Below are 15,717 nucleotides of genomic sequence, written 5' to 3'. Positions count from 1 at the left end.
GCAGGCCGTCGTGCATCAAGCGCCGACATTGCCGAAGCCGGCCTTCGCGGCGCCGGGAGGTGCGGTATTCTGCGAGAGCACCGATGGGGAACGAATGATGTCAAGCGATTGGAAGCGCCGCGCCAGGCTGTTTGTCCAGCGCTTGTGGCAGCCGACCAGCGCGTGCATGACCTGCATGCCGGGCAGCTGGGGCAATCTCTTGAGCCTTGCCCACTGGACGGTCGCACTGCAGACAGGGCTTGCCACCGGCATCCTGGCCGTGCTGCTGACGTTCACCCCGGCGGCCAAGCTCTACGCGAACCGTTTCGGCAATGCGCTGGTCGTTGGCGTCCTGACCATGTTGGGCGACGCCTACTCGCACGCGAATCACTACGGCATCCCCTTTGCCGAGGCCATCGTGACGGGTGTGGTTTCGGGTCTGCTGACGCTGGCTGGCTCATACCTCTTCGAAGACCGCGCCCGACGCATTCGGGCGGCATGGGCGAAGATTTTCGGATAGCCAACGCGGTTTGGATCCGGGTCGGTTGAGCCCGGAGCCCCAATCCCCGGCCAGAACCGCGGGGGACCAAAGCTGAATACAGCGCTTTGCGTTTTGATTACGGTTGGATACAGTCGACCACCACAACGAGTGGCGGAGGGGCCATGGAAGACGGTTGGTGGTATGCGCAGGGCGAGGACCGGCGCGGCCCCTTGTCGACGATGCAAGTGCGGGAACTGTTCCAAGCCGGCACCCTCGGTCCGAGGACCTTGGTATGGAGGCCTGGTCGCCTCGCGTGGAAGCCTCTTCTGGAGGTTGCAGAGCTGGCCGAAGACAGGCAGGAGCCCGTGCTGCTTCCGCCACCGGCGGTCGGCGGGGAGACGCGCGAGCCTGGCTTCGAGCTTGTGGAGCTAGCGAAGACGCCCCCTTCGCCGGAATTCGTCCCGGACTGGCCCAGTTGGGCGAGGCCCGATCACCAGGCGCTCGGCGCGCCACGTCACGTCCTCCGCTTGCCGTTGGCGGGTCCGTGGCGGCGCTTTTTCGCGCAGTTGTTCGACATCTGGACGCTTTGCGTCCCTGTCGGATTCCTGCTCGGCAACGTCTTGGGCAGGACCTGGCCTGCGTTCGCGCTGTGGATGTCGAGTCCCGGTTCGGAAGCCGGTCTCGGTTTCATCTTGGTTCCGCTCGCACTCGTCGTGCAGGCTGTCATCTTCGGCCTGTTTGGCACCACGCCGGGCAAACTGATACTCGGCGTCGAGGTCACGCTGCTCGGGGGCGGCCGGCCTACCTTCATGGCGTACCTCGGTCGCCTGACGCGCCTGTACGCGTCCGGCCTTGCGCTCGGCATTCCCTTGATCTCGCTCTTCACGATGTGGCGCCAGTACGGTTTGGTGAAGGCGGGACGGCCCGCCAGCTACGACGCCGCGCGCTTCCAGGTGCATGCTGTTCCCATGGGGGCGCTTCGCCGTTCGGTCGCGGCCGCGGCGATGATCGGCCTGTTCGGAGGCTTCGGCTACCTGCAGCACCTCGACCGCGAAGCGAAGAACAGCTACTTCGCCGGCTTCGATTGGCGCAATCCCATCTCGGATCGCAGCGTTTCGATTCCCCGGGGGTGGGTCTACACCGAACAGGTCAACGAGACGGGTGACCCCATATTCACCTTCAGTTCGCACGCGTCGGGTGTCATCGCATTTTTCGCCATGGAGGAAGGTCTCGATTCCATCAGCCTGGACCAGTACCAGCGCATGTGGGTCGCCGCCGTGCGTCCTCAGATGGCCATGGACGCGCGGGGCACGCCGATGAACGTCAAGGGTCGCTTCGGACTCCAGATGCGCGGAGTCATGGTCGGCAACGCGTCTCGACGCATTCACACCACCTTGGTGAAGAACGGCGACCAGGCCTGGCGCGTCGTGATCGTTGGCACCTCGGGCAGAGAGCCCGATACGTCGGAGACGGAGCGATTGAGAAATGCGCTGTTCGAGACGCTGCCCGACCGGCCGGAACGGCCGGCAGGACCGGCGCGACCCTCGCGACGAGAGGAGTCCATCTAGGCACTTCGACGCCCATTGAGAAGCGGTCGTTCGACCGCAGCGTGCCGACGCGCGCGCACCGACCACCCGTCCGGACACCATCGTCCAAGACCAACCACAACTTCCATCGCAAATGAAAATCCTGACTCGCTATTTCAAGCATCCTGTCGCAAACGGTTTGACGCTGGCAGTGACGGCGTTGCTCGCCGCCTGTGGTGGAGGAGGTGGTGGTGGCGGTGGCGTCGTCGTTGGCGGCGGCGGCGGCGCCACGACTGCCGCAGCACAAACTTCCGCCCAACTGCCGGCCAAGGAAGCGCTCATCGCTCGAGCGCGAGCCCTGGAACTGGACACGGCCTACGTGCCGCCGCCCGGCGATCCACTGGAGCACCACACCGCCGGCTTCGCCAAGACGATGTGTTCGGCGGTGTTCATCACCGGGCTGGATCCCGACTTCGCGGCCGAAAGCGTCGGCTACTTCACGGCACCGTACGAACAACGCAAGAAGGTAGAAAAGCCGGTGATCGACCGTGCCCGGAAGGAAGTCCGCATCACGATCCCGAACGGTCCGACCCTGACCGCGCGCCATTTTGGCTCGCAGGGTTGCGTCACCCTTTCGCCTGGCCAGGACGACGTCTTCTTCAAGCCGCTGGAGATCAAGAGCGCGTTGCCGGATCCGGCGGCAGTACCCTGGCCGATGGGGGATGTGCTGCCGGCCGACCCGCCACCGGCCGGCGTCAACATGGCAAAGATCGCCCAGGCGGTGGATGCCGCGTTTGCTGCGCCCGACGCCTACACCGAGGCATTCGTTGTCACGCACAAGGGGCGGCTCATTGGCGAGCGCTACACGAGCGGCATCGGGATTGCAACGCCGCTCCAGTCCTGGTCAATGGGCAAGAGCGTGGTGGCGACAATGATGGGCGTTCTGATCCAGCAAGGCGTCTATCAGCTCGACCAGCCCGCGCCGATTCCCGAGTGGCAAGGCGACGGCGACGGCCGGCAGAAGATCCGGATCTCGGACATTCTTCACATGTCCAGCGGGCTGCGCATCAAGGCGCCGGACGATCCGGACTTCGACCCCAACGGCCCCTACCCCGATCATCTCTACTTCTACACCGGACGGAACAACGCGTTCAGCTACGCGGCGACCCGGCCTCAGCAGTGGCCACCCAACACGGTGGGCCGCTACCGCAACACCGATCCGGTCCTTGCGAGCTATCTGATTCGTCTCGCCGTGGAAAAGCGCGGCGAGGAATACCTTTCGTTCCCGCAGCGCAATCTGTTCGACAAGATCGGTATCCGCAGCATGGTGATGGAGACCGATCCCTACGGCAACTTTCTCACCCAAGGCTACGAGGCGATGTCGGGGCGCGATTGGGCGCGCCTGGGCAATCTTTACCTGCAGGACGGCGTATGGAACGGCGAGCGGATCCTGCCGGAGGGGTTCGTGAACTTCGTGAGCACCATCGCCCCTGCCTGGGCGGCGGACAAGCGCATGATCTACGGGGGCTTCTTCTGGATCAATGGTGCGGCGACCTATGCCGTGCCGCAGACCGCGTACTACATGCTGGGCGCGGGCGGCCAGTTCGTCTTCGTTGTTCCATCGCACGATCTGGTGGTCGTGCGCCTGGGCCATGACAAGGGAGAGCGATCCGGAGTGGCCAGCCTCAACAAGGCACTTGCGCTGCTGACGGAGGCCGTGCCTCGCACGCGCTAGCGAACCTCATGCCGCGCCGGCACCCAGTGCGCATCCGACGCTCAGTTGGCCAGGCGTGCGATCAGCAGATCGAGCAGCGCCTGCAGTCTTGCCTGACGCCGAAGGTCGCGGTGATAGCCCAACCAGGTGTCGCGGTGTGGCGGCTCGTCACCGAGGTCGACCCGCTCCAGCTGGGCGATCGAGTCGCCGAGCGGGCAAGGCAGCACGGCCAGGCCCGCGCCCAGTGCGCACATCCTCGCCTGGACGTCGCGATTGTTGCTGCGTGCGATCACCGTGGCGTTCGGAAGGATCCCTTTCAGCCAGACCGCATCGGACATGGCGCCAAAGACCGTGTCCATCGTGACGAGGGTCGTCCCGGCGCCGTCGCCTGCAGCCGGGTGTCTGGCGCCTGACTTGATGTAGGCCGCGTAGGAGATGCTCATCAGTCGACGGGACACGATCTCCGCATCGTCGAAAGGGTAGACCCGGAACACCACGTCCGCCTCCCGCCGCAGGAGGCTGTAGGCCCGCGCGCTCGTGATCAGTTCGATCACCACGCCGGGTCGACGCGCCGCATGCTCGGCCAGCACCGGCGTGAGAAGGTGCTCGCCGAACCAGTGAGAGGACGAGAGGCGGATCACGCCTTCGAGCTCTGGATCTCTGCCCGACAGTTCACGCTGGAGTGCGAGCGTTTCTCCCTCGATTCGCTCGGCCCGGGGCAGGACCGCGGCGCCTTCATCGGTCAGTGTGTATCCATCATCCGTTCTGAGAAAGAGCGGGTGTCCAATGGCCTCCTCGAGCGCACGGAGCCTTCGCCCCACCGTGGCCTGGCTCTGTCCGAGATGGCGCGCAGCGGCGCCGAGCGAGCCTTCCTTCGCAATGGCGAGAAAGATCCGAAGGTCGCTCCATTCCATGCGCATGGTGCCATTGTGAATGCACTTGCGATGGCGCGCGTGTCGTTGCTTGTGAACCCGAAAAGTGCCCCGCAGGCTCTTTGATGGATCGCGGGTGGCGGTCGATGCGGCGCTCCGGCCTCATGGCTTCGTGTTCGGGTGCTCATTGCGGAACGCCGCTTCTCCGGCGTCCGACACCTCGACCCACTTCTTGTCGGGCGCTGCGTCTGCGAGGTAGTTGTCGTGCCAGTTCCACCACTTGTAGGCCGGAGTCTGAGGATAGCCTTCGGGCGAGTCTTCCCAGACCTCCTGCCGGCCCAGCGGCGTGATGTCGAGGTAGTTCCAGGTGCTCCCCATCTGCTCGTCACCGCGGCTGTTGATGAAGTAGGTGCGGAACACGCGGTCGCCGTCGCGGTAGAACACGTTCGTGCCATGCCATTCGTCCACGCCGAAGTCGGCGTCGAAGCGGTCGGTGAGGGTGAACCACGGTATCTCCCAGCCCATCCGCGCCTTCAGCCGCGCGATGTCCGGCTGGGGCGCACGCGAGACGAAGACAAGGGTGGTGTCGCGGGCGTTCAGGTGGGCGAGGTGCGCGACCTGGTCGGCCACCATGGAGCAGCCCCGGCAGGCCTGGTCGGGCCAGCCGAACACGCCCGGCTCGAAGAAGGCGCGGTAGACGATCAACTGGCGCCGGCCGTCGAACAGGTCGAGCAGGCTGGCCTTGCCTGCAGGCCCCTCGAAGGCATACGCCGCTTCCACGGCCATCCACGGCATTCGCCGGCGCTCGGCGGCCAGTGCGTCGCGGGCGCGCGTCTGGGCCTTTTCCTTCACGAGCAACTGCTCGCGGGCCGCCTCCCAGGCTTGCGCCGACACGACCGGAGGTGTGTGCATGGCAGGCTGTTCGCTTCTTCGTCCGTTCTCGGTTGACGTGGTCATGGCTGAAATCTCCTGGCAGAGTGAGTTCCCGGCCTCGTGGATTCCATTTCGCTGCTTATCGCTCGTCGTTGGCCGTGAGATAGTTTGGCACCGGCAACGCGAACATGGGGAGTAACAAGTGTGGCGGAATTCAGGCGACTAGCGAGCGTCCCGCCGTGGCCGAAGGGGCTCCGGAGGATTCAATGAAGCTGGACCCGTTCGTTCGCGTCGATGACGTGTCGTTCTCGGCCTCGCGGGCAGAGATCTTGAAGCTGCGAGGCGATCCCGCGCGCACCTGCCGAAACGACGTCGGGCTCAATGAACTCGACTACGAGTCGGTCGTCTTCCGCTTTCAGGATGGCGGCAGGCTGGAAGAGATCACCATGCAGGCGCCGGTCGTCAGTATCGGGAATCTGTCCGTGCCATTCGACGCGCTTGCTTCGTTCGTTCGAACCGCAGATCCATCTGCATTTGAGAAGGCAGGATTTCTCATCACGCCCAGGTTCGGGCTTGCCTTCGATCCCGATGAACCCTTCTGGGTCACCGCACTGGCGGCTCACTGTCTCGACGCATGGCGTGCCCTCTGAAGCCGGAGACGGCCCGCGTGCCACCGCTTGCAGCCCGGTGCCCTTGTGAGGCGGGCTCAGGTTTGGATGAATCCCGTCTGGCCGACGTCCCGCAGCGGCGGCTGCGCGGCGCCGATCATTTCGCATAGCGTCGCCTCGATCATTGCCGACATCGCATCGAGGGCGAGGTCGTTGGGCGCGGTGCCGAAGGGCTCCTCGATCTCCGCGCCCAGCGCCTCGAGCGCGAAGAAGGTGTATGCAATGAAGGCGACGATCACCGGGGTCATGGGCCCGATCGCGTCGACCAGCCCGAAGGGCAGCAACACGCAGTACAGGTAGATCGTGCGATGGATGATGACGGCGTACGTGAAGGGGATCGGCGTGCCGGCGATGCGTTCGCAACCGCCCAGGGCTTCAGTCAGGCGGCCGAGCGGCCCTTCCATGGCTTGTACGAGAGCCGGTGACAGCTGTCCGGCCTGGCGGCGGTCTCGCAGCCATTCGCCCGCCATGAGCAGCAGCATCGCCGGCTTGTAGCGCGCGGCCTGCAAGCGAGAACACTCCTCGGCCGAAAGCAATCGCTCGAAATCGGACGCCGGATCCGTCATGCGCAACTGATGGCGCAGGGCGTGGATGAACGCGATCAGGCGCGCTGTCAGCGCAGGGACCTCCGCGGGCGGATCGGCCAGCGTCAGCGCCTGCCGCACCAGCGCGCGCGTCTCGTTGAGCAGCGCACCCCAGAGCGTGCGCGCCTCCCAGTAGCGCGCATAGCTCGTGCTGTTGCGAAATCCAAGGAAGATCGCCAGCGTCAGGCCGATGAGCGAGAACGGCACGAAGTTGAGCGGAATCTTCCACGCGAACAGGCGGCCATGGAGCGCGGTGACCACGATGGCGAAAGCGGTCGTCGCCAGCAATTGGGGGGCAATGTCGGGCAGGACCGAACCCCGCCAGACAAACAGCATGCGCAGCCAGTGCGGTCGGGGGCGAATGATCATCGGACAAGGGTCGGGTTCATCGGGTCATCGAAGGCATGAAGCGCTACCCGCTCACCACGTTCGCGGCCACCCAGTCCGCAAAGGGCGGATGCACGGCTGCCAGCGTTTCCGCGTGAATATCCGGAACCTCGTAGGGATGGCACTCTGCAATCGCCGCCATCAGCGCGGCCTGCAGCCGCACCGTGGTCTTGAACAGCACGCGGACTTCGAGTTCGCGGTGCAGTTCTCCCTGCCAAGGATAGACGCTGTCGATCGGCGTGAGCTGCGCGCAAGCGGCGAGGCGGCGCTCGACCATGGCGGTGGCGAGCGCGCTCGCCTGCTCGGCGGTGGCGACAGTGGTGGTGACAGCGGCGATCACGTGGCATCTCGATGAAGGGCGCGGGTGATTGTCGAACACGCGCGCTGAAATGCCAATCTCCGCACGCTGCGTTTCGAAGCAGCGCACGGAACAGACGCTGAGCGACCGTTGCAGCCGGGACACGCTGACCCGAATTCGCTTTGGGATGACGACAGAAAGGATGACGACAGATAGGCTGACCCGACACTGACCTTGCCCGCGCCGTGGCTCCTTCGCGCGGAGGTCGCAAACTGCAGTGTTCAGGTTCCCAATGGCCTTCCGGCCCGGCGCCAGCCTTGAATGCCGAGAGTCCGGGGATTAGCAAGGAGAACGCCATGTCATTTCCCGACACTTCTGGCCATCTTTCCGATGAGCGGGCGCTGCACTTTCGATCGATGTGCTGCTTCATCGTCCCGCCCGGTGTGCTGAAGAAATACTCGCGCGACCCGGGGGTCGACGCCGCAACGCGCAAGTCCCTGCAGGACACCTATCTGGAAACCGAACGCCTGCGCGGCCTGCGCGAAGCGCACCGCATCGCCACGCTGCGCGACCCGGAGCGCTTCCTGGCCGGCGCGGCGGTCCACGTCCCGCAGCAGCATCTGTTCGACTGCATGCATCGCAAGGGACTGCCGGGAAAGGCGGTGGCGGCGCCTGCCGGCGGCTTCAAGACCGTGTTCGACACCACCGCCAAGGTGGTGGAGTTCTACAAGACGGTGCTCGGCCGCAATTCGGTCGACAACAAGGGCTTCGACTTGGCGTCCAGCCTGCACTACTCCAAAAGCTACGACAACGCGTTCTGGAGCGGCTCGCAGATGGTCTATGGCGACGGGGACGGCAAGTTGTTCGGCGAGATGTACCTGTCGCCCGACGTGATCGGACATGAGCTCACCCACGGCGTGACGCAGAACCTCAGCGCGCTGCGCTACGAGGGCGAGTCGGGCGCGCTGAATGAAAGCATCAGCGATGTCTTCGGCACCGTGTTCAACCAATGGCTGAACAACTGGCCCGTGACCGAGCCGCGCGGCTGGCTGGTCGGCGCGGGCATCATGGCGCCCCCTGCTCAGGCCAAGGGCTTCACTTGCCTGCGCGACATGGTCCAGCCTTCCGCCAAGCATTGCCTGTCGCCGCAGCCCGAGCTCTACAGCCAACTCGATCCGACCGCAGACGTGCACGAGAACAGCGGAGTGCCGAACAAGGCGTTTGCCACCTTCGCGCGCGCGGCAGGCGGGCAGGCATGGGGAAACGCCATCAAGGTCTGGTACGACACCTGCATCAACCGTGCGTTGCGTAGCGATGCGACGTTCAGCGAGTTCGCCGGGCTGACCATCGCCTCGGCGCTGAAATTCGGCGGCGCGACGCTTCAGGCCCAGTGCAGGAGCGCCTGGAACGAGGTGGGAGTCGTCCTCCCGAACCCATGACGCAGCCTGCGGGTCCATCTCGACCCACGGTGCGCAGCGTGCGCATCGAGCGTCGTGGCGGGCTGGCCGGGTTGGCCGTGAGTGCCACGCACGACTATGTGGCGCTCAGCGCTGCCCAGCAGCAAGCGCTGGCGCAGGTGATCGAGGCGGCTGCGTCCCATGGGCCGGCGAGGGTCCGCGGCGCGCCGGCCGGCCCTGCGCCCGGCGCGGATCGTCTCAGCTATCGCCTTCACGTCCAGTACTCGGCCGGCGTCGAACAGGTGCTCGACGTGTCGGACGATGCCATGCCGTCCGTCCTCGAATCGCTCGCCAAACCCTCACTTCCCTGAGGCCTCATGTCAGCGACTTGCAGGCAAGCCGCACCACGCCATTTGTGGACTCGAACGGAAACTCGATCTCTCGCAGCACCTCGTACTCGGCACGCCTTGCCAGGTCGAGCGGGTCCGAAGCCGTGCCGCGAGAGGGGTGGCACATCAGCACGTCGCCCGTACGGCAGGCCTCGAGCCAGCGCAGCAGCCGGCTTCGATAGCCGTCGGCGCCGCCCGCGAAGTCGTAGACGCCGAGCAGGGCGGAACTGGTCGGTACCGCTCGCAGGCGCGCAGCCTCGAGCAGCTTCTCGCCACCCAGGGCGAAGATCACCTCGGCCTTGGACGTGTCGCCCGCCGCGCGTCGCCGCGAGGCGGCGGTGCTGCGAACCCACGGCAGCGGCGCCTGGTAGCGCAACGCGAGCTCCTCGACGAGTGCATCCCTCACCACGGGCAACTGGTGCACATGCCGGTGGCCGTCGATGAAGCAAGGGCGCCTGCCGAGGTCGTCCTCGAAACGAGACAGCTGGTTGCGGATCTGCTCACGAATGCGCGCGGGTCGAAGCAGTCCCACGTGGCTTCGGAGCACGAGGCTGGCCAGGCTCGCCTCCGAAAACGCGGCCTGCGGCACCATGGTCAGGTCCAGGTGAAGCCCCACTTCCAGGTGCCCGGGCCGGAGCGCGCGGAGCCCGAGGGCGCCGAGGCGCCATGCCGGGCGCTCGACCATGCAGCCGGTCGCCGAGATGCTTCGCCGTTCGGAAAGTGCGAGCACCGCGGAATTCACGCCCTCGCTGATGCCGAAGTCGTCGGCACACACGCACAGGTAGCGATCCGGGAGCGGTGCGACACCTGTCATGGCCGGGCCGACGCCGGCGGCGCCTCGCTCCCCGCGGCCTGGAGGCACTGGGGATCCCGCGTGGCGCTGCCGGGGAAGCGCCAGACCGCCGCGGTCTGGGCGAGCGCCACCAATTCGACATGCGCCAGCCAGGGATTCTGAAGCTGCGAGTTCGAAGGGCCGATCACCCAGGTGGTCGCGGGGACACACAGCACGTCCGAGAGCCGCGAGCCGTCGACCAGCAGCTTCGAACTGCGCTGCGGCTCGAACCGCCCGCCGTCGAACACCTCCTTGCGCCAATCGTCGCGTTGGTTGATGGCGTCCGCGGTCCAGTTGCCCGAGATCATCACGGGCCTGCGAAGCTTCCAGTGAATCGGCAGCTCGTAGTAGTAGGCGTCGAGCATCAGCAACTGGTCGGCCGGCGCCACCTGAAGATTGGCGGGCAGTCGCAGACGAGTGCTCGGCTGCGACACCCCGAGGCCCACGGCGACGACGGTCGCCACGCAGATCGCGGCGGCCAGTGCCGCGGTGGCGCGCAGCGATCGTGGCCAAGGCCCCTGTGCCTTCGTGACGGCGAGTGCGGCGCGCGCGATCAGGTAGGCCAACGGGGGCAGGGCGGGCAGCGCATAGCCGATCAGCTTGGAACGGGGCAAGGAGAAGAACCCGATGATGCAGGCGAACCAGATCAGCATGAGCCAGTCCACCTCGGACAGCACGGGCTTGCGCAACGGACGCGCCTTGTACCAGGCCACGACGAACCAGGCCGACCATGGCAGCGCGAGCCCGGCGACGATCGGGAGGTAGAACCACAGCGGCTGTTCGTTGTTGAACCCGGAACCGGAAAAGCGCCGGAAATGCTGGGTGATGATGAAGTAGTCGAAGAAGTCCGGGTAGCGCAGCTGCATGGCGACCATCCAGGGCGCCGCGATGGCAACGAAGATGCACCAGCCGGGCAGCCATGCGATCGACCAGCCAACGGCCCGCAGGCGGCGTGTCGCCGCGCACCACAGCAGGAACACCCCGCCCGGCAGCAGGAGGCCGATCAGTCCCTTCGACAGGATACCGAGCGCCGCAAACGCGAAGGCGCCCGCCAGGGCTGCGCGCCAGGGCTCCTGCTGCTCTCTCGCGAGGGTGGCGTGGATCGCCAGCAGCACGGTGGCCGAGATGCAGCCCGCGACCAGCATGTCCAGGTTGGCAAACTGCGCGCCGGCGTAGAAGAACGGCATGGTGGCCAGCACCACGGTCGAAGCGGTTGCGTGGCGGACGTCGACCCAGCGCCGCAGGAACAGAAACAGTGCGCCCGCCGCCACGGACGCACCGAGGACCGACGGCAGCCGCGCGGCCCATTCGGAGATGCCGAACACCGACATGAACGCCGCACTGAGCCAGTAGAACAAGGGAGGCTTGTGGAAGAAGGGCAGGCTGTCGAGTCTCGGAACCAGCCAGTCGCCGCTGTGCAGCATCTCGTAGGCGACGCCGACATAGCGGCCTTCGTCGGGGGCCATGAAGGGCCTGAACCATGCGACCGCGGCGAGCCAGACGAAGATCCCCACAAAGACCCACGCGGTCCGCCATCCCGACGGACCCCGGATGTCGGCGTGCCTCATGGTTGCGGCTGACTCATGTCGTGGCCGAGCTCCTGCTTCACCACATAGAGAGGCCGCCCCTTGACCTCCTCGAAGATGCGGGCGACGTACTCGCCCAGGATGCCGGTGGAGATCATCTGAATGCCGATGAAGAACATCAGGCTGACGACGATCGTCGTCCACCCAGAGACGTCGTTGCCGACGAAGAGGTGCTCGACGATGAGGTAGGCGCCATAGCCAAAGGCCGGCACCGACAGCAGCAGCCCCGCGACCGTGACCATTCGCAGCGGCCAGGTGGTGAACGAGGTCAGGCCTTCGATGGCGAGATTGAAGAGGCGCATGCCGTTGAACTTGCTCTTGCCCTGCAGCCGCGGGGCGGGGGTGTAGGGCATTGCGACCGCCTTGAAACCGACCCAGGCATAGAGGCCTTTCATGAATCGACTGCGCTCCGGCAGGCTCAGCAATGCATTGACGACCTTGCGATCCATCAGCCTGAAGTCGCCGGCATCCTCCGGAAGGGCGAAGCGATCGGACGCGTTCACGAGCTTGTAGAAAAGGCGCGTGCCGGCGCGTTTCAGGGCGCTTTCGTCGTCGCGCTCCTGGCGGACCGCATAGACCACCTCGGCGCCCCCGAGCCAATGGCCGACCATGGTGCGAATGAGCGTCGGCGAGTGCTGGAGATCGCCATCGAGAACGATGACCGCGTCGCCGTGCGCAGCGCTCAGGCCCGCCGTGATCGCTGCCTCCTTGCCGAAGTTGCGGGACAGCGAGACGCATCGGAAGCCCGACAGCCTGCACCACTCCGCGACCACGGTGACCGTGTCGTCGGTGCTGCCATCGTCGACCACGATGATCTCCCAGGCCAGTTTCGTTTCCCAGAGGATTTCCTCCAGCTGCGAAAGCAGCGCGGTCAGATTCCGCGCTTCGTTGAAGCACGGGATGACGCAGGAAATGCTTCGGTTGCTCGCAACGACCGGTGGTGCCGCCACGACCGAGGCGGCCGTGGCGCTCTCGATGAGATCCCTCATGAGGATCTCGTCGTCAGTGGAATGAAGTGCGTATGTCATGGGAGGCCTCCTTCATCCGGCCGACTTGTCGGCCGCCTTCGGTGCAAGTGCGGGAATCTCGTGCCGGGCGACGACCGTGGCCAGGTAGCGCCCGACGACGAAGAAGACGCTCATGATCGACACGATCGCCATCGCCAGCAGGACGCCTGCGGCGATGTCCAGCGGAAAGTGGATGCCCACGTAGATGCGGGCCCAGCAAGTGGCGCATGCCGCAACGGTCGCCAGCAGTCCGATGCGCCGGAGACCGGGGCGCACGAGCAGCGCGAGCGCGAGCGTGAACATCACCGAAGCGTGCGCACTTGGCAGCGACCCTCGCGCCCCGTGGGGAACATAGGCGGGGCTGAGACCCGCCATGAACGGCCGTGGGAAACCGAGCGCGGACGCGATCCAATGCGCCAGCAGTGCGGCCACCGCCAGCGCGCACAAGGTGGCCAGCATGTAGCCGCGCTGAGCGGGCTTGCGCGCGAACACCCAGGCCACAAGCACCGCGCCGATCCACGGACCCCAGACCGCGATCAGGGCCGCGGCCGGCAGGACCCATGCGTTGGGCTGGTGGCCTGCGGCCATCCAGGTGAAAAGGGTCAGGTCGAGTTCCTTCATCGAAGCCCCCGAGCGCTGCATGCCGAAGCATCGTGGGCGCCGCGCGGGCACCGGATCAATCTGTTCATGTCGAACCTCCGAATCTGTTTGCCGGATCCCGAGGTGCGGCGCACCACGGGGCTCGACGCGCGAGGCGCGCCGGTTCCTAGCAGCTGAGGGGAGGAGCCGTTTTCGGCGGCAATCGGTGCCAGCGGCATGCGGTTGGGGGAGGAGGTGCCCCGCTGCGGGGAGGAACGGGTGGAGGCGCCATGTCGTCGTAGGCCCCGGCGAGGCGTCGCGAAGCCACCGTCAGAGGCACGAGCAGGAAGATCAGCGCCAGCAGGCAGTCGATGCCGTGCTTGAGTGCATGCGGCGTGTCGATGCCCGCGGTCGCGGGGACGAAGAGCGTGGTCTCCACGCCCGAATCGGGACCGCTTCGATCGTCGGCCTCGATGGCCCAGGACGCGGCGGCACTGCGGACGTTGAGCTCGCCCTCGTCGTCCATGCGGCCTTGGCGGGAGTCCGCACAGAGGAAGGGCTGCAGGACGATCAGCAGCACGCCGGCCAGGCACCACCAGAGGCACTGCCTTGCAATGAGATGACGCAGCCGGTTGAGCATGGCGGTCAACTCTAGGCCGCGGTTCTGAAGGCAAGCTGAACCGCATCGCGGCGCGAGGCCCGATGGACGCCGCGTCGTCGCTCGCAATCTGAACGGATCCTGACTCTGCAGTTCAGGGGCGTTTCACTGCCAGTGCCTATCCTCGCAGGATGCACTCCGAGCACGGGCTTCCGTCGGCACCTTCCAACGCAACGGGCGATTCGGCCCCGGAGTCCCGGCCTTCGCGGTGGTGGCAGCCGCGGCCGCGTTCCGCGCGCGGCATCGTCATCGCACTGAGCGTGTACCTGGCCATCGCGGCCAACTGGCCGTTGTGGATCGAGTTGGCGCGCCTCGGGGGCGCTCCGAGCGTCTACGTTCCCACCGTGCTCCTGATGGCGCTCCTGACCATCTGCGGCTCGATCGCCCTGCTGTCGTTCATGGCCTGGTCGCGCTGGATGAAGCCGCTCTGGTTCGCCGTGGTCGTGATCGCCGCCGTGGCCCAGCACTACATGCTGGCCTACCGCGTGGTGATGGATCCCAGCATGCTGGCCAACGCGCTGCAGACCGACACCCACGAGGTGCGCGACCTGCTGAGCCTTCGCCTGTTGATGAACGTGCTGCTGGTCTGCGCCGTGCCTGCGTGGGTGCTGTGGCGGGTGCAGGTCCTTCCCATGCGACTGGCATCGCAGGTCTGGCGCAATGCGCTGCTGCTCTTCGCCGCGGTGGCGATCGCCGCAGCCGGCGCGTTGGCGATGAGCCGCCAGCTGGCACCCCTCATGCGCAACAACGTCCATCTGCGCTACATGATCAACCCCCTGGCCAGCCTGTACTCGGGGTCGACCGCCATCGTGCGACCTCTGCTCCAGCGCAACCGAAAGCTGATTCCGGTGACCGCCGGGACGGCCCTGGGTGCCAGCTACGCGGGGCAGTCGCGCCCGCCCTTGCTGGTGCTGGTGGTGGGGGAAACCGCGCGCTCCGACCACTTCGGCCTGAACGGATACGCCCGGGACACCACCCCCAAACTCGCGGCGCACGGCGTGCTCAGCTATCGAAATGTCCATTCGTGCGGCACCAATACCCTGGCCTCGGTGCCTTGCATGTTCTCTCCGTTGGGGAAGCAGGCGTTCGAATCCCGCAAGGACGATTTCGAGAACCTGATGGACGTCCTCCACGCCGCCGGCCTCGCGGTCCTCTGGCTCGACAATCAGCCAGGCGGCTGCAAGGGCGTCTGCGATCGGGTGCCGCATGCCTCGGTGTTCGAGTCCTCCGACCCGGCCGTGAGAAGCGCGCTGTGCGACGGCGACGAGTGCCTCGACGACCTCATGCTGGCGAACCTGGACGCGCGAATTGCCGCTCTCCCGACCGAGCGGCGCAGCAACGGCGTGGTGCTGGTGATGCACCAGATGGGAAGCCATGGGCCGGCCTACTACAAGCGCTCTTCGGCCGACGCGAAGACCTTCTTGCCCGAATGCACGACCAATGCGCTGGCGGAGTGCAGCCATGGCGAACTGGTGAACGCCTACGACAACTCGATCGTCTACACGGACAGGTTTCTCGGGCAGCTCATCACCTGGCTCGAGGGCGAAGCGAAGAACTTCGACCCGGCGCTGCTGTACGTCAGCGATCACGGCGAGTCGCTGGGCGAGTACGGATTGTTCCTGCATGGCGTGCCTTACAGCTTCGCACCCGAGGTCCAGAAGCACGTGCCGATGGTCACCTGGTTCGGCGACGGAATGCGCTCGCGCCGGAAGCTTTCGCTGGACTGCATGGAGGCGGGTCTGGACGCACCGCTCACGCACGACAATCTGTACCACACCGTTCTGGGTGTGATGGACGTGGTGTCGCCGACCTACGCGGCGCCGCTCGATGCGCTGGCGAAATGTCGCGCCGGCGCGGCCTCTTGAGCGCACGAGGAGGGCCGTCCCC

17 protein-coding genes are annotated in these 15,717 nt (G+C 66.1%); 7 read left to right on the top strand and 10 right to left on the bottom strand.

Translation table 11 applies throughout. From position 1 onward, the window contains the following. Positions 1-15: 15 nt before the first annotated feature. A complete protein-coding gene (locus AB4Z46_RS30640; RefSeq protein WP_442287358.1) occupies positions 16-168 on the bottom strand; it encodes a hypothetical protein in 153 nt (50 codons plus the stop codon). Here AB4Z46_RS30640 and AB4Z46_RS30635 point away from each other — a divergent pair. From AB4Z46_RS30635 to AB4Z46_RS30625, 3 genes are all read left to right on the top strand, one after another. Further along, the gene (locus AB4Z46_RS30635) at positions 98-499 is read left to right on the top strand and encodes a hypothetical protein (RefSeq protein WP_442287357.1); all 402 of its coding nucleotides are present in this window, start codon (positions 98-100) and stop codon (positions 497-499) included. The genes AB4Z46_RS30640 and AB4Z46_RS30635 overlap by 71 nt on opposite strands. Positions 500-642: 143 nt before the next feature. Then, positions 643-2,028: an RDD family protein gene (locus AB4Z46_RS30630; protein WP_442287331.1), complete on the top strand. Its 1,386-nt coding sequence runs from the start codon at positions 643-645 to the stop codon at positions 2,026-2,028. Positions 2,029-2,140: 112 nt separating this feature from the next. Further along, positions 2,141-3,721, top strand: a complete 1,581-nt coding sequence (locus AB4Z46_RS30625; protein ID WP_442287330.1) for a serine hydrolase domain-containing protein — start codon at positions 2,141-2,143, stop codon at positions 3,719-3,721. A 41-nt stretch (positions 3,722-3,762) separates the two neighbouring features. Here the strand turns inward: AB4Z46_RS30625 and AB4Z46_RS30620 are convergent, their stop codons facing one another. Further along, the gene (locus AB4Z46_RS30620) at positions 3,763-4,614 is read right to left on the bottom strand and encodes a LysR family transcriptional regulator (protein WP_442287329.1); all 852 of its coding nucleotides are present in this window, start codon (positions 4,612-4,614) and stop codon (positions 3,763-3,765) included. A gap of 120 nt (positions 4,615-4,734) precedes the next feature. After that, positions 4,735-5,484, bottom strand: a complete 750-nt coding sequence (locus AB4Z46_RS30615; protein WP_442287328.1) for a DUF899 domain-containing protein — start codon at positions 5,482-5,484, stop codon at positions 4,735-4,737. A 227-nt stretch (positions 5,485-5,711) separates the two neighbouring features. On the opposite strand from AB4Z46_RS30615, the gene AB4Z46_RS30610 reads away from it, so the two are divergent. Continuing rightward, a complete protein-coding gene (locus tag AB4Z46_RS30610; protein ID WP_442287327.1) occupies positions 5,712-6,095 on the top strand; it encodes a hypothetical protein in 384 nt (127 codons plus the stop codon). A gap of 56 nt (positions 6,096-6,151) precedes the next feature. Here AB4Z46_RS30610 and AB4Z46_RS30605 read toward each other — a convergent pair whose 3' ends face one another. After that, complete coding sequence (locus tag AB4Z46_RS30605; protein ID WP_442287326.1) at positions 6,152-7,066, bottom strand: bestrophin family protein; 915 nt, start codon at positions 7,064-7,066, stop codon at positions 6,152-6,154. 43 nt (positions 7,067-7,109) lie between these two features. Continuing rightward, complete coding sequence (gene cutA, locus AB4Z46_RS30600) at positions 7,110-7,424, bottom strand: divalent-cation tolerance protein CutA (RefSeq protein WP_442287325.1); 315 nt, start codon at positions 7,422-7,424, stop codon at positions 7,110-7,112. A gap of 314 nt (positions 7,425-7,738) precedes the next feature. Here cutA and AB4Z46_RS30595 point away from each other — a divergent pair, with 314 nt between their 5' ends. Together AB4Z46_RS30595 and AB4Z46_RS30590 are read left to right on the top strand one after the other, a co-directional pair. Next, positions 7,739-8,821, top strand: a complete 1,083-nt coding sequence (locus AB4Z46_RS30595) for a M4 family metallopeptidase (RefSeq protein WP_442287324.1) — start codon at positions 7,739-7,741, stop codon at positions 8,819-8,821. After that, positions 8,818-9,150: a protealysin inhibitor emfourin gene (locus tag AB4Z46_RS30590; RefSeq protein WP_442287323.1), complete on the top strand. Its 333-nt coding sequence runs from the start codon at positions 8,818-8,820 to the stop codon at positions 9,148-9,150. The genes AB4Z46_RS30595 and AB4Z46_RS30590 overlap by 4 nt, the downstream gene beginning before the upstream one ends. Positions 9,151-9,154: 4 nt before the next feature. Here the strand turns inward: AB4Z46_RS30590 and AB4Z46_RS30585 are convergent, their stop codons facing one another. The 5 genes from AB4Z46_RS30585 to AB4Z46_RS30565 form a co-directional block, all read right to left on the bottom strand. Beyond that, the gene (locus AB4Z46_RS30585) at positions 9,155-9,982 is read right to left on the bottom strand and encodes a ChbG/HpnK family deacetylase (protein ID WP_442287322.1); all 828 of its coding nucleotides are present in this window, start codon (positions 9,980-9,982) and stop codon (positions 9,155-9,157) included. Continuing rightward, a complete protein-coding gene (locus AB4Z46_RS30580; protein ID WP_442287321.1) occupies positions 9,979-11,568 on the bottom strand; it encodes an ArnT family glycosyltransferase in 1,590 nt (529 codons plus the stop codon). The genes AB4Z46_RS30585 and AB4Z46_RS30580 overlap by 4 nt, the downstream gene beginning before the upstream one ends. Next, positions 11,565-12,614: a glycosyltransferase family 2 protein gene (locus AB4Z46_RS30575; RefSeq protein ID WP_442287320.1), complete on the bottom strand. Its 1,050-nt coding sequence runs from the start codon at positions 12,612-12,614 to the stop codon at positions 11,565-11,567. The genes AB4Z46_RS30580 and AB4Z46_RS30575 overlap by 4 nt, the downstream gene beginning before the upstream one ends. A gap of 12 nt (positions 12,615-12,626) precedes the next feature. Beyond that, a complete protein-coding gene (locus tag AB4Z46_RS30570) occupies positions 12,627-13,235 on the bottom strand; it encodes a phosphatase PAP2 family protein (protein WP_442287319.1) in 609 nt (202 codons plus the stop codon). Positions 13,236-13,359: 124 nt separating this feature from the next. After that, positions 13,360-13,812, bottom strand: a complete 453-nt coding sequence (locus AB4Z46_RS30565; protein ID WP_442287318.1) for a hypothetical protein — start codon at positions 13,810-13,812, stop codon at positions 13,360-13,362. Between the two features lie 149 nt (positions 13,813-13,961). Between AB4Z46_RS30565 and AB4Z46_RS30560 the strand changes: the two genes are divergently transcribed. Then, entirely contained in the window at positions 13,962-15,695 is a 1,734-nt protein-coding gene (locus AB4Z46_RS30560; RefSeq protein ID WP_442287317.1) for a phosphoethanolamine transferase, read from the top strand. The last annotated feature ends 22 nt before the right edge of the window (positions 15,696-15,717 follow it).

Origin of the sequence: Variovorax sp. M-6 (assembly GCF_052114385.1) — a bacterium.
Lineage (GTDB): Bacteria > Pseudomonadota > Gammaproteobacteria > Burkholderiales > Burkholderiaceae_C > Variovorax.
Note: the sequence above shows the minus strand (reverse complement) of the source record. Positions and strands in the feature narration are given on the sequence as shown.

Excerpts from the sequence above, each read along its gene's own strand:
- AB4Z46_RS30580 (WP_442287321.1), bottom strand. The coding sequence starts at position 11,568 with ATGAGGCACGCCGACATCCGGGGTCCGTCGGGATGGCGGACCGCGTGG.
- AB4Z46_RS30610 (WP_442287327.1), top strand. The coding sequence starts at position 5,712 with ATGAAGCTGGACCCGTTCGTTCGCGTCGATGACGTGTCGTTCTCGGCC.
- AB4Z46_RS30605 (WP_442287326.1), bottom strand. The coding sequence starts at position 7,066 with ATGATCATTCGCCCCCGACCGCACTGGCTGCGCATGCTGTTTGTCTGG.
- AB4Z46_RS30595 (WP_442287324.1), top strand. The coding sequence starts at position 7,739 with ATGTCATTTCCCGACACTTCTGGCCATCTTTCCGATGAGCGGGCGCTG.
- AB4Z46_RS30630 (WP_442287331.1), top strand. The coding sequence starts at position 643 with ATGGAAGACGGTTGGTGGTATGCGCAGGGCGAGGACCGGCGCGGCCCC.
- AB4Z46_RS30585 (WP_442287322.1), bottom strand. The coding sequence starts at position 9,982 with ATGACAGGTGTCGCACCGCTCCCGGATCGCTACCTGTGCGTGTGTGCC.
- AB4Z46_RS30615 (WP_442287328.1), bottom strand. The coding sequence starts at position 5,484 with ATGCACACACCTCCGGTCGTGTCGGCGCAAGCCTGGGAGGCGGCCCGC.
- AB4Z46_RS30565 (WP_442287318.1), bottom strand. The coding sequence starts at position 13,812 with ATGCTCAACCGGCTGCGTCATCTCATTGCAAGGCAGTGCCTCTGGTGG.
- AB4Z46_RS30575 (WP_442287320.1), bottom strand. The coding sequence starts at position 12,614 with ATGACATACGCACTTCATTCCACTGACGACGAGATCCTCATGAGGGAT.
- AB4Z46_RS30620 (WP_442287329.1), bottom strand. The coding sequence starts at position 4,614 with ATGGAATGGAGCGACCTTCGGATCTTTCTCGCCATTGCGAAGGAAGGC.
- AB4Z46_RS30640 (WP_442287358.1), bottom strand. The coding sequence starts at position 168 with ATGCACGCGCTGGTCGGCTGCCACAAGCGCTGGACAAACAGCCTGGCG.
- AB4Z46_RS30560 (WP_442287317.1), top strand. The coding sequence starts at position 13,962 with ATGCACTCCGAGCACGGGCTTCCGTCGGCACCTTCCAACGCAACGGGC.
- AB4Z46_RS30570 (WP_442287319.1), bottom strand. The coding sequence starts at position 13,235 with ATGCAGCGCTCGGGGGCTTCGATGAAGGAACTCGACCTGACCCTTTTC.
- AB4Z46_RS30635 (WP_442287357.1), top strand. The coding sequence starts at position 98 with ATGTCAAGCGATTGGAAGCGCCGCGCCAGGCTGTTTGTCCAGCGCTTG.
- AB4Z46_RS30625 (WP_442287330.1), top strand. The coding sequence starts at position 2,141 with ATGAAAATCCTGACTCGCTATTTCAAGCATCCTGTCGCAAACGGTTTG.
- AB4Z46_RS30590 (WP_442287323.1), top strand. The coding sequence starts at position 8,818 with ATGACGCAGCCTGCGGGTCCATCTCGACCCACGGTGCGCAGCGTGCGC.